This is a genomic window from Streptomyces sp. NPDC005374, from assembly GCF_042872225.1.
Lineage (GTDB): Bacteria > Actinomycetota > Actinomycetes > Streptomycetales > Streptomycetaceae > Streptomyces.
On sequence record NZ_JBIAKA010000012.1, the window covers coordinates 281,813 to 293,556 of the forward strand.

The following is an 11,744-nucleotide window of genomic DNA, read 5'->3' on the forward strand; positions in this document are numbered from 1 at the left end:
ATGGAAGTCCCTACAGAGGACATCCCTTCGGACGGAGAGGAAGGTCAGCCCGTGCGCAGCAGCCCGCTCGTCGGCCGGACGGTGGTCGTCACCGGAGCCGCCCGGGGCCTGGGCGCGGCCATGGCCCGCGAGATCGCCCGCCGTGGCGGCCGGGTCGCACTGCTGGGCCACGAGAAGACCGAACTGGAAGCGGTGGCCGCGTCCCTGCCGGGCCCGGCGCTGGCCGTCGAGGCCGACATCACGGATCCCGTCGCCCTCGCGTCGGCCGCCCGCACCGTGCGGGCGGGTCTCGGCCGGCCCTCGGCCGTCGTGGCCAACGCGGGAATCGCTGAAGGCGGCCCGTTCCTCGCCTCGGACCCGGCCGCCTGGAGCCGCGTCATCGACGTCAACCTCACCGGCAGCGCCCACACCGCCCGCGCCTTCCTGCCGGACCTCCTCGACTCGGCGGGCTACTTCCTCCAGATCGCCTCGCTGGCCTCGCTCGGCGCCGTCCCCCTCATGAGCGCCTACTGCGCCTCCAAGGCGGGGGTCGAAGCCTTCACGCACGCCCTGCGGGCGGAGGTCGCCCACCGGGGCGTCGCCGTGGGCATCGGCTATCCCAACTGGACCGACACCGACATGATCCGCGACGCCGACCGGTATGCGGTCCTGCGCGAGCTGCGCGCCCACATGCCCGGTCCGGCCCGCCGGGTTCACCCCGTGGAGACGGTCGCCGCGCGCCTGGTCACAGGCCTGGAGCGGCGCCGTACGACCGTGTACGCGCCGGCCTGGCTGCGGCTGGCCCAACCCGTGCGCGCGGCCCTGCCGCCCGTGGTGATGCGCGTGTCCCGCCGTGCGCTGCCCCGCCTGGAGGCCGAACGGCCCGTGCAGTACACCGGGCCCCTCGGCGCGGGCGGCCTCGCCGACCGAGCGGCCCGCGCGTCGCACAAGACGTGAGCAGGTGACCCATGCAGACGTTTCTGCCCCACCCCGACTTCCGGCGGACGGCCCTGCTGCTGGACCGGCGACGGCTGGGCAAACAGCGGGTCGAGGCCCTGCAGGTACTGCGCGGTCTGACCGTCCCCGGCTACGGGTGGCGCCGGCACCCGGCCGTACGCATGTGGACGGGGTACGAGGAGGCACTCGTGCGCTACGGCCTGGAGATCTGCCGGGTCTGGCGCGAACAGGGACACCAGGACAGCTGTGCCGCCTCCCTGGTCGCGGGCCTCGCCGCGCACCGGCCCGGCACCGCGGTGCGCGACCAGCCGGAACTGGCCACCGCGGGCGAACTGCCGCCCTGGCTCGGCGAGGAAGCCTTCCACGAGAGCCACCGCTCGGCGCTCGTCCGCAAGGACCCGGAGGTGTACGCCGCACTGTTCCCCGAAGCACCCGACGACCTGCCGTACGTGTGGCCTGCCTCGGACCGTGATCCGCAGTACACGCCCACCGGCCGGTGAACCACGACGTGAGCAGGAGAGGTGAGGCCGACCATGCTGACGGCAGTCCGTGAAGAGCTGGGCCACGCCTTGTTCCGCCGTGTCGCGGGTCCCGACGGACCGGCGACCCGCGCCCGCATCCACGACACCCCCGGCCCCCGCTGGTTCGCACCCGGCCGCCCGATCCGCACGGTCCACGGCGACGCCTCGATGTTCATCGGCGGTCTCAGCGCACTCCTGCTGCAGTCCCTGCACCCGCTCGCCATGGCAGCGGTGGCCGGGCACTCCGGATACCGCGGCGACCCGTGGGGCCGTCTCCAGCGCACCAGCACCTTCCTGGCCGTGACGACGTACGGCACCGCAGAGGACGCCCAGCATGCCGTGGACCACGTCCGCGGCATCCACGACCGCATCCGCGGGACGACCGCCGACGGGGAGCCGTACCACGCGGCCGACCCGCACCTGCTCGCCTGGGTCCACGCCGCCGAGACGGACAGCTTCCTGCGCGCCCACGAACGGTACGGAGCTCACCCGCTGGACGCCGCCGGATACGACGCCTACGTGGCCGACACCGCACGCGTCGCCGAGGCGCTCGGCGTCACCGACCCGCCACGCGACCGCCGCGAACTGTCGGAACGCCTGACCGCCCTCCTCCCCGAACTGCGCGCCACCCCGGAAGCCCGGGCCGCCGCCCGCTTCCTCCTCTTCCGTCCGCCACTACCCCTCGCCGTACGCCCGCTCTACGGCGGCCTGGCCGCCAACGCCGTGGCCCTCCTCCCGCCCTGGGCCCGCCGCATGCTGTGGCTGCCGCGCCTGCGACTGGTGGACGATCTCGCCGTACGCCCCACCGGCCAGGCCCTGACCCGGACCATCCGCTGGGCGATGACACCTCCCCGGACGCGCTAGGTGGTGGGCGGGCCGATACGCGGGCAACCGGGTCTGTACGCCCCTTATATGGGCTATGTAGAGTACGAGTATGGGTAGTCTCCGTATGACCCTGCAGACCCAACTGGTGCTGAGGGCTTTGCTGGAAGACCCCACCAAGCAGCGCTACGGCCTTGAGCTGTGCGAGCTGGTGGGACTGCCTTCGGGCACGATCTATCCGATCCTCGCCCGCCTGGAGCAGGTCGGCTGGGTGGACAGCACCTGGGAGGATCCCGCCGTACATGTGGAGGCGGGCCGTCCACGCCGCCGCTTCTACCAGATCACCGAGGGCGGTGCCGAGCAGGCGCGCAGCGCCCTTGCCCGCGCCTACCGCGGCCGCAAGCTGCCTCTGCCGGGATGGGCGGTCCACCCGACAGGCGACGGGGGAGCGTCATGAGGCTTCGGAGCCGGCCCCGGAATCGGTCGGCTCCCCGGCTCGGCATGCGCCACGGCGACGCCAAGTAGTCGGAGGACGTGTCGGCCACCGTGCGTGGGCGCAGGCTCCCGGTTGCGTCAGCGTATGCCGGCCGCGTCGAGGAGGGCCTCCGCGGTGGGGGTGACGAGTCCGGTCAGGTTGTCGGCCTGGATTCCCGCGCGGGCACTGGCGCCGTCGAAGACCACCATGAGCTGCCGGGCCGTCAGGTCGGGGTCTCTCGCGCCGCCCTGTTCGGCCTCGGAGCGGAAGAAGCTCGTCAGTTTCGCCTTGATCCGGTGAGCCACCTGGCTCGCGGGGTGGTTCTGATCCTTGAGTTCGATCTGCACGGCCAGGTACCGGCAGCCATGGAACTCGGGGGCACCCGCCTGCAGTTCCACCTGCTCGAAGACGTGCAGGATGCGCTCGCGGGGTGAACGGCCGTCGTCCGCCGCGGGCAGGAGTCCGGCCACGAAGGCGGCGGCGCGCTCCTGGAGGCTTGCCGTCAGAAGGTCGTCCTTGCTCTCGAACAGCTGGTACATCGAGCGCTTGGACACGCCTGCCGCCTTGCACAGCGCCTCGATGCCGATGTTGACACCGCCCTGATAGGTGAGCGTGGCCGCCGCCTCCAGCAGGCGCTCCCTGGAGCTTGGCTTCACTTGAGTGGTCATGCCACGAGGTTAACGCGAATCGAACGAAATGAAAACCGATCGGTTTCTGCGGTGCGACGGGCGTGCTGTGCCGGAGGCTCTACGCCCCCGGCGACAACCTCACACAGGTTCAGGATTCGAGGAATCCGAGCGCCCTGGTCACGAATTCATCGTGGAACTGGAAGATTCCGCCGTGCCCGGCATCCGGGTAGAGGGGGACGAGTTCGCTGTGGGGCAGGCGTGCGGCCATGTCGAGTGTGTTGGAGCTGGGGACCATCCGGTCGTTCTCACCGTTTGCCAACAGGACGGGTTGGTGAATGCCCGACAGGTCCGAGGGAGCCTGGCGCCCCCATCGTTTGATGGCCTTCAGCTGGGCGCGCAACGACGGCAGCGAAATGTTCTTGTCGCGGTTGAGCGTGCGCTCCTTCAGCCGTTCCAGGAAGTCGCGCCCGGCTTGCCGGCCGCCTGCGGTGTCGGTGAAGAAGAGGGAGAGCTTGGGGTCCTGGCGGGTCAGCGCGCCCTTCAGCGTGGCCTGGACGGTGAGTGCCGGGACCTTGTCGATGCCGGGGCCCCCGGCGGGGCCGGTGCCCGCGAGGACGACCTTGCGGACGAGGTTCGGTTCTTCCGCCGCGATGACCTGCGCGACGAAGCCGCCCATCGACAGACCCAGCAGATCGACCTGTTCGAACCCGAGAGCTCGGACGAAGAGCACCGCGTCGCGGGCCATCGCCTCGATCGTGTCCGGCGTGGACCCGCTCGACCCTCCCACCCCCCGGTTGTCGAAGGTGATGACCCGACGCCGCGCGGCGAGTCCGTCGACGACGCGCGGGTCCCAGTTGTCCAGGACCCCGGCCAGATGAACCAGGAGGATCAGTGGCACGCCGTCCCCGGGCCCGAGTTCGCGGTAGGCGAAGTCCTCACCGCGCACGGACGCGAACTGGGTGGCGGCGTGCTTGTACGACGCCGTAGAAGGGGAGGGGGAGTTCCGCGGGGTGTTCATGTCGGGGTCCTTCGGTAGCGGGTGGAGGGCGTTTCTCGTCGCCGCGGACGCTGCTGTCCCGGGCGCGTGTGAAAGACCTTGACGGCCCTCGGTGCGTCAGTGCCTCGAGGTGCGGCGGGCATCTTGTGCAGGGAGGTCAGTTCGAAACGCCGACGTGCTCGTGCTCCACGTCCAGTAGCGCAAGGGTGTTGTGGATGCCCTGCTCAAGAAGTTCGTCGGCGAGCCGAGGGTCGGCGAGGGCTCGGGAGAGCTGCAGAGTCCCGGCCATCATGGCGTAGACGGTGAGCGACTTGGTACGGGCCGAGAGCGGATCGGCTGGAGCCAGGCGGGCGGCGATGCCGTCGATGACGATGAGTACGCCGTCGGTGTAAGCCTGCCTGGTGGGAACCGTGCAGCGGCCGATCTCGTCGAGCAGGGCGGCGGAGGGGCAGCCGTCGACCGGGCTTTCCCGGTGCTGAGTGGACAGGTACCACCGTACGATCTGCTCAAGCCCGGCGCGACCAGGGGCCGCCTGCTCGACGATGTCGGCGTTCTGCGCCCGCAACTGGTCGGCGACCGCGGTGGCCACCAGCTCGTCCTTGGACGCGAAGTGGGTGTAGAAGGCTCCGTTGGTGAGTCCGGCATCCGACATCAGTGTGGAGATGCCCGAGGCGTCGATGCCGTCCCGCTTGAACCGGCGGCCGGCCGCCTCGATGATTCGCTGCCTGGTTGCGCGCTTGTGCTCTTTCCCGTAGCGCATCGCGTTCCTTTCGTTCACTAGATTGTAGTGTGAACGTAATTCAATAATCCATGGTGCGGGCGACCGCTCGTGACGGTCAAGCGCCTACCTGGAGGCCGCTCGGGGCAGGTCTCGCCGCCGACCGACCGTCCCCCTCGGTGTCATAGTACGACTATAATGCAATCGGGCGGATCCTCGGCGCCACATCGCGTCGGCCCAGGCGAACCCCGCACGTTCGAAACCGGCCGAAAGGTGCCTGGGCGTCGAACGTGCCGCGGCTGATCTTTCGAGTTCGGTGCGGCCGGTGGTGTCCGGGCCGACGGCGTGGTCACGCGGCGGGGCTTGCTCGGGGTGGCGTTGGCCCCCGTCATCTTGCTCGACATCGGCCCTGGAGCTCATGCTCTTGGGGTGGTGAGGGTCGGGAGTGCCGGAGTCGCCGCATCGGCGATCGCGGCAAAGGCGCCGCCCGATTCACCTCGCGGGCTTGCGGACGTTTGGCAGTACAGTCACACTTCAATCATCGCCGCGATGCCGAGGCACCCGACAACTGCTTTGGATTGCGACACCCCGGGTCTTCGACGCGCGGAGTGCGGCCGCGACCGGCAGGCCGCACGATCTACCCGGACGCAGGCCATGGTGGCAACTTCCAGTTCCACGATCAGTTCGTGAAGACAGGCGTCGAGTTCCTCGGACGGTAGGACGGCAGGAGCGGGGCGCCGGTAGCTCGACCCGGCCGCGTCGGGACGGTGCGCGGAGGCCGGGCCTGGGCGGCCATGGCCGCCCGGCTCGGGTCCACTTCGGGACGGACGGTGTCAGCGGATGTAGGCCAGGCCGTTCTCGATTCCCTGCTCAAGGATTTGATCCGCGCACTTCCGGTCGGAGAGGGCTCGGGACAGTTGCAGCGTCCCCACCATCATGGTGTAGAGCCCGACGGCCTTGCCGCGGGCGGACTGGGGGTCCTCAGGCGTCAGGCGGGCCGCGAGCTCTTCCAGGATGTCCTGCGCGCCCTCCATGTAGGCCTGCTTGGTCTCGTCACCGCAGCGGCCGATCTCGTCGAGCAGGGCGGCGGAGGGGCATCCGGTGCCGGGATGGTCCCGGTGCTCAGGCGACAGATACTGCCGAATGAGGTCCTCGAGCCCTTGGCGGCCGGGCCGCAGCGTGTCGTACACGGCGACCTGGGTGCGCAGTTGGTCGGCCACCACATGGGCGACGAGGTCGTCCTTGGACGCGAAGTGGGCGTAGAAGGCTCCATTGGTGAGTCCGGCATCCGACATCAGCGTGGAGATGCCCGAGCCGTCGATGCCGTCCTGCTTGAATCGTTGGCCGGCCTTGTCGATGATCCGCTGCCGGGTCACCTGCTTGTGCTCCTTGGCGTAACGCACCACGAGCTTCCTCCAGTGGTTCGGTGAGACTCTTGCCCCGCACTCAAGCCCAATCTATAGCCTGATATGCGTACTATGATGCTCGGCGGCCTCGGATCATGCCGTCCGGCTTGTCGGCCGGATTCCTTACGGCATACGGGCACCCCGGCCCGCGGGCCCCTTTCGGCTCGGCGGCCGACCTCCCTGCCGTCCTGCGAGCCTCGTCCCGACGGATCATGACCGACGGCGAGCGCCGGGCCCCATTCGGGCGGTGACTTCTCCGGGAGTGAGGGCGGAGTGGTCCGCGGAGCACTCGACGACGACGCGGACCGGGGAATCGCAGTCGGTGTGGCGGACGTCCAGCACGGGACCCTCGGGACCGAGGGTGTGCAACTCGCCCCACTGGCTCAGCGCCATGAGGACCGGCCACAGGTCCCAGCCTTTGCGGGTCAGGCGGTACTCGTTGCGGGAGCGGCTGCCCGGTTCCTGGTAGGGGACCGCCTTCAGGACGCCGGCCGAGACCAGCTTTCTCAGACGGTCGCTGAGAACGGCCTCGGACAGGCCGATATGGCGGTGGAAGTCGTCGAAGCGGCGGACTCCGTTGATGGCGTCACGCAGGATCAGCAGCGTCCATTTCTCTCCGACCACGTCGAGCGTGCGCTGGACGGGGCAGTTCTCCGTGCTCGCCTCAAGCCACTCCATCCCGCCATCGTAGGCGCCTGGCTTCATCATTGACAGTCAGGTGGACGCGCCGTTAGCTTCACTGGTACAAGCCGGACGGAAGGCACTCGGTCGTGGGACGAACGCGTACGTATCAATGGGACGATCCCGCGATCCTGGCGGAGGCCGCCGGGCGCATGTCCGGCATCGACTTCCTGCGCGAGCTGCAGGCGGGGCGGCTGCCGAGTCCGCCCATCAACCACGCCATCGACTTCGCCCTGGACGAGGTGGAGCCCGGCAGGGCGGTCTTCTCCCTGACGCCGGGGGAGGAGCACTACAACCCGATCGGCAGCGTGCACGGCGGCATCTTCGCCACCCTGCTCGACTCGGCGGCGGGCTGCGCCGTCCAGTCCACCCTCCCGCAGGGCATGGCGTACACCTCGCTCGACCTGACCGTGAAATTCCTGCGGCGGATCACGGCGGACACGGGCACGGTTCGTGCCATCGGCACGGTTGTCAGCCAGGGACGTCAAACCGCCCTCGCTCAGGCGCAGTTGGTTGACGGGACGGGCCGGCTGCTCGCCCATGCCACCAGTAGCTGCCTGCTTTTCCCGGTGCCCCCCTCACAAGGGTGACCCTCGACGACGAGGCGTGAGGTCAGAAGAGGCGTTCGGCCGTGCCCAGGGCGATGAGTTCGGTGCTGCCCAACACCTCCGCGACCGCCTGAGGTGCGCGGCGCATATGGAAGTAGTCCCACTGCGCTCGGCGGATCGTCTGTTCCGGGTGGCTGAGTGCGCGCAGTACGTCCCAGTGCAGGGCCTGGGCCCAGACGTATCCCGGATCGCCGTCGACATCCATGTCCTCCGCGTCGATCGGGGTGTCCGCGAGGGCGCAGGTCAGGCGGTGGCTGTCCACGGGCCCGGTGGCGAAGTCCAGGAACGCGGCGGGGTCCGCTCCCGCGGGCGTGGCGTCGGCGGCCTCATCTTCCCGGCGAGGCGCGGAGTCGTAACGGTGGGCGCGAACTCCCTCTCGCCAGACCTCCAACTCCAGCCGGTCACCGTCGTACTGGAAGGCGGCCAGCACCGGGGTGCCCAACTCGGCACTGATCGGCCCGGCGAGCGCGAAGACACCGTTCTCGTCGACGGAGCGGTCCGGATGGACGAGGCAGAATCCCGGCCCGGCGGGGATCGCGTAACCGGCCGCACAGACCTCGCGCAGGACGGGGGCCGCCCGGTCCAGCGGTACGGGAATCAATATCGTGCCGTACGTGGTCACGGCCTCACCTCCTGGGACGTGGTGACCCTATGGGGCAGCGGCGCCGCGAGGCCAACGGATTGCGCCCCCTTCAGAAGTGCTCCGACCTCGCAGGGCCGCCCAGACCATGCCTTGGCAGGTTGCGGAGTATCCGGGGCAAGCGTGCACAAGTTGTCGTCGAACACGCTGATCCTCAACGGTGCCGCCACCGACATCGCCACCCGCGCCAAGGCCGTCGAAAGCATGCACGCACCGGTGCACCCCTGAACACCCCCGACCGCCGGCGCCGGCCGCGATGGCGCGCCGGAAGTCGTCGACCGTCTCACGCCGGTGCCCACGTGAGCCGTCCCCGGTATCTCGCGCAGAACCTCACCTCGGAGTGAATGACGCTTCGCCCAGGGAGGCCGGGATCTGCTGCTCCGCCCAGATCACCTTGCCTTCACGGTGGTGGCGTGTGCCCCAGTGCTCGGTGAGCTGGGCGACGAGGAGCAGACCGCGGCCGCCCTCGTCGAAGACTCGGGCGCGGCGCAGGTGTGGGGCCGTGCTGCTGGCGTCGGACACCTCGCACGTCAGGGCGGATTGAAGGATCATCCGCAGTTGTATGGGGCTCTTGCCGTAGCGGATGGCATTCGTCACCAGCTCGCTGACCACGAGTTCGGTGGTGAAGGCGAGTTCTTCCAGCCCCCAGGCGGTCAGTTGACCGGACACATGGCCGCGGGCCTCGGAGACGAACGCCGGGTCGCTGGGGAGTTCCCAGGTGGCGACGTGATCCGCGTCAAGAGCTCTGGTCTGTGCCACAAGAAGGGCGACGTCGTCGGCGGGGCGGCTGGGCAGCAGCGCGGACAGCAGTTCGTCGCAGGTCTCCTCGAGCGACGCCGGTGCCCGGGCAAGGACGTCGTGCAGCAGGGCGAGCGCGGGATCGACGTCACGAGAGCGGCTTTGGATGAGCCCGTCGGTGTACAGAACCAGCCGGCTGCCCGGCGCCAGTTCGAACTGCGCGGTTTCGAAAGGGAGTCCGCCCAGGCCCAGGGGCGGCCCGACAGGCAGCTCCGGGAAGTCGACCGTGCGGGAGACGTGGCCGGGGTCGTCGGCGGTCGGGGGCGTCACGACGGCCGGCGGAAGGTGGCCGGCGCTGGCCAGGGAGCACGTGCGGGAGACGGGGTCGTAGATCGCGTACAGGCAGGTGGCGCTGATCTCGTCCGTGTCCCTCTCCTCCTCGCGCTGCAGGCGGATGACCACGTCGTCGAGGTGGGTCAGCAGTTCGTCGGGTGTCAGGTCGATGTCCGCCAGAGTGCGGACGGCTGTGCGCAGCCTGCCCATGGTGGCCGCGGCATGCAGGCCGTGACCGATCACGTCGCCCACGACGAGGGCGACCCGGGCTCCGGAGAGCGGTATCACGTCGAACCAGTCGCCGCCCACGCCCGCCCTTGATCCGCTGGGCAGGTAGCGTGAGGCGGTCTCGACGGCGGTCTCCTTCGGCATGTGATGCGGCAGCAGGCTGCGCTGGAGGGTGAGTGCGGTGGAGCGCTCCTGGGTGTAGCGACGGGCGTTGTCGATGTTCACCGCTGCTCTGGACGCGATCTCCTGGGCCAGAAGCAGCTCGTCGTCGTCGAAGGGGTCCGCCGGCTGACGCCGGGCGAACAGGGCGAGTCCCAGCGGGTGCCCGCGGGCCCACAAGGGGACCAGGAGCAAGGAGTGCAGGCCCAGGGCGCGAAGGTGGTCCGCGTGGTCCCCCGACGTCGCCAGCCAGCCGGGGACCTCGTCGGCGGTGAGGCGGAGTCGCATGGGCTGCCCGGTGGCCAGTACGCGAGCCGGCTCCGAGCCTTCCGGGCAGGTGTGCGTCCGTCCTGTGCCGAGTGCCGGGGCGGGACAGCCGTCCGAGACCGCCTGGGCGACTCGGCGGAGCGTCGCAGGATCGGCATCCGCGTACGTCTCCTCCTCCGGGAGAGCGGAGGACAGCAGGTCGACGACGACCAGGTCCGCGAGGTGGTCGGCACCGACGGCCGTCAGTTCCTGCGCGGTACGAGTGGTGTCCAGGGTGGTCCCGATCCGTGTCCCCGCCTCGTTGATCACGGTCAGCCGCCGCTGCAGCCAGCGGTCGCGCCGACTCTGGTAGGCGGCGACACTCTGTTCCGCCGTGCGGTCCACGTACTCGAAGGCCGTCGCGCTCAGGGCGACCGTCGTCGCGCTGATCAGCTCCTGGGACCCGGCGGTACGGGTTGTTTCCGTGTGGAGCCGATCAAGCAGATCCGCGTGGACGAGCCGATAGATGCGAAGGAGCTGACTGATCGGTACGCCGTGCTCAGCGAGTCGGCCGGCGAACTCGATGGCGGCGGGCGGTGTTCTGACCTCGGTGATGTCGAGGCCGCGCTCAAGGAAATCCAGAGCGGCCGCGATGTGCTGGGACAACGCCACTGACGCCACCTCGGCGACGTCCTCGTACTTCCACACGTCGGGAAGTTTGCTGCGCAGGTGCTGCAGCGTGGCATCGACCAACTGATCCGCTCGGGGCGCGAACCCCCGAGCGAGATCACTGAGGAAGGCATGGGCGTCGGTACCCATAGTCACAAGGTACCCCCGCCCCGCTCGCCGGGCCGTGCCCGTCGAGCCCGACGCACTTCCCCGTCCGCCGTCCGCCGTGGAGGGGTTCGTCCTGGCCCTCGGTGATGCCGCACCCGTCCATGAGCCCCAGGCGCGACCCCGGGTGGGCTGCTGGAATACGTCGAGACGGCGTGGTCGGGCAACACGTCGGACATCTCGCGGTGGGCGACCGCGCCGGTAAGGCGGGCCTTGACGTAGTGGCGCCTTCGCGAGCGGGAGGGATGCCCGCTTCACCTGGGCCTTGGCGGTGGCCGTAGCGCTCCGCCGGATCGGCGTCGTAGTCGTGGCTGCTCAGGATGGCTTGGAGTGCTCAGTCCCGGCCGACCATGCGGGGCAGGCGTTCGCTTTCACCGCCGCCGGGAAGGAGGCCGGTGCCGACCTCAGGCTGCCCGAACAGCGCGTGCTCACGGCTGGCGTAGCGCAGGTCGCAGGCCAGTGCCAGCGCGTGCCCCCGCCTCGGGTACGGCTGCGGGCGGATCCGAGGCGGCCGGCAGCGGGAACTCGGCGTCCTCGCTCAGCTCGGCGACGACCTCATGGAGCCGGGAGACCGTCTCGGGGCCGATCAGGTTGCCGGCTCGTTCGAGAACACGATCATGCGAATCCGGGGTGTCGAGCTCTCCACGCTCATGGTGCTGGGCTACGTCATCTGGGGCTGCGTGGCTGATGCCGACGTGTCCGGCCGGGGTGAAGGAAGACCTGGTCGGCATCGCTCCGGAGGACGGTGTTCGACCCCCTTTTGGTGTGGACGT

14 protein-coding genes are annotated in these 11,744 nt (G+C 69.8%); 5 read left to right on the forward strand and 9 right to left on the reverse strand.

Annotated features, from left to right (window positions below):
• Nucleotides 1–51: 51 nt before the first annotated feature.
• From ACFYRX_RS30005 to ACFYRX_RS30020, 4 genes are all read left to right on the forward strand, one after another.
• Complete coding sequence (locus tag ACFYRX_RS30005) at nucleotides 52–936, forward strand: SDR family oxidoreductase (RefSeq protein WP_389106188.1); 885 nt, start codon at nucleotides 52–54, stop codon at nucleotides 934–936.
• An 11-nt stretch (nucleotides 937–947) separates the two neighbouring features.
• Nucleotides 948–1,436: an MSMEG_6728 family protein gene (locus ACFYRX_RS30010; RefSeq protein WP_389106190.1), complete on the forward strand. Its 489-nt coding sequence runs from the start codon at nucleotides 948–950 to the stop codon at nucleotides 1,434–1,436.
• Between the two features lie 33 nt (nucleotides 1,437–1,469).
• Nucleotides 1,470–2,321 carry an oxygenase MpaB family protein gene (locus tag ACFYRX_RS30015; protein ID WP_389106192.1) on the forward strand — a complete coding sequence of 284 codons (852 nt, stop codon included), beginning with the start codon at nucleotides 1,470–1,472 and terminating at the stop codon, nucleotides 2,319–2,321.
• A gap of 70 nt (nucleotides 2,322–2,391) precedes the next feature.
• Nucleotides 2,392–2,736, forward strand: coding sequence for a PadR family transcriptional regulator (locus tag ACFYRX_RS30020; protein WP_389106195.1), 345 nt, complete (start codon nucleotides 2,392–2,394; stop codon nucleotides 2,734–2,736).
• A 116-nt stretch (nucleotides 2,737–2,852) separates the two neighbouring features.
• Here ACFYRX_RS30020 and ACFYRX_RS30025 read toward each other — a convergent pair whose 3' ends face one another.
• The 5 genes from ACFYRX_RS30025 to ACFYRX_RS30045 form a co-directional block, all read right to left on the reverse strand.
• Nucleotides 2,853–3,422: a TetR/AcrR family transcriptional regulator gene (locus ACFYRX_RS30025; RefSeq protein WP_389106198.1), complete on the reverse strand. Its 570-nt coding sequence runs from the start codon at nucleotides 3,420–3,422 to the stop codon at nucleotides 2,853–2,855.
• A gap of 109 nt (nucleotides 3,423–3,531) precedes the next feature.
• Nucleotides 3,532–4,401: an alpha/beta fold hydrolase gene (locus ACFYRX_RS30030; RefSeq protein ID WP_389106201.1), complete on the reverse strand. Its 870-nt coding sequence runs from the start codon at nucleotides 4,399–4,401 to the stop codon at nucleotides 3,532–3,534.
• Nucleotides 4,402–4,537: 136 nt separating this feature from the next.
• The gene (locus ACFYRX_RS30035) at nucleotides 4,538–5,140 is read right to left on the reverse strand and encodes a TetR family transcriptional regulator (RefSeq protein ID WP_389106203.1); all 603 of its coding nucleotides are present in this window, start codon (nucleotides 5,138–5,140) and stop codon (nucleotides 4,538–4,540) included.
• 791 nt (nucleotides 5,141–5,931) lie between these two features.
• A complete protein-coding gene (locus ACFYRX_RS30040; protein WP_389106205.1) occupies nucleotides 5,932–6,504 on the reverse strand; it encodes a TetR/AcrR family transcriptional regulator in 573 nt (190 codons plus the stop codon).
• A gap of 210 nt (nucleotides 6,505–6,714) precedes the next feature.
• Nucleotides 6,715–7,182: a winged helix-turn-helix transcriptional regulator gene (locus tag ACFYRX_RS30045; RefSeq protein WP_389106207.1), complete on the reverse strand. Its 468-nt coding sequence runs from the start codon at nucleotides 7,180–7,182 to the stop codon at nucleotides 6,715–6,717.
• Nucleotides 7,183–7,274: 92 nt separating this feature from the next.
• On the opposite strand from ACFYRX_RS30045, the gene ACFYRX_RS30050 reads away from it, so the two are divergent.
• Entirely contained in the window at nucleotides 7,275–7,775 is a 501-nt protein-coding gene (locus ACFYRX_RS30050) for a PaaI family thioesterase (protein ID WP_389106209.1), read from the forward strand.
• A 22-nt stretch (nucleotides 7,776–7,797) separates the two neighbouring features.
• Here the strand turns inward: ACFYRX_RS30050 and ACFYRX_RS30055 are convergent, their stop codons facing one another.
• From ACFYRX_RS30055 to ACFYRX_RS30070, 4 genes are all read right to left on the reverse strand, one after another.
• The gene (locus tag ACFYRX_RS30055; RefSeq protein WP_389106212.1) at nucleotides 7,798–8,415 is read right to left on the reverse strand and encodes a hypothetical protein; all 618 of its coding nucleotides are present in this window, start codon (nucleotides 8,413–8,415) and stop codon (nucleotides 7,798–7,800) included.
• Between the two features lie 348 nt (nucleotides 8,416–8,763).
• Nucleotides 8,764–10,956 (reverse strand): SpoIIE family protein phosphatase, encoded by a 2,193-nt coding sequence (locus ACFYRX_RS30060; protein ID WP_389106215.1) that lies wholly within the window; start codon nucleotides 10,954–10,956, stop codon nucleotides 8,764–8,766.
• Nucleotides 10,957–11,305: 349 nt separating this feature from the next.
• Nucleotides 11,306–11,473, reverse strand: coding sequence for an enoyl-CoA hydratase-related protein (locus ACFYRX_RS30065; protein ID WP_389106292.1), 168 nt, complete (start codon nucleotides 11,471–11,473; stop codon nucleotides 11,306–11,308).
• Nucleotides 11,400–11,702, reverse strand: a complete 303-nt coding sequence (locus ACFYRX_RS30070) for a hypothetical protein (RefSeq protein ID WP_389106218.1) — start codon at nucleotides 11,700–11,702, stop codon at nucleotides 11,400–11,402. The genes ACFYRX_RS30065 and ACFYRX_RS30070 overlap by 74 nt, the downstream gene beginning before the upstream one ends.
• Nucleotides 11,703–11,744: the final 42 nt, after the last annotated feature.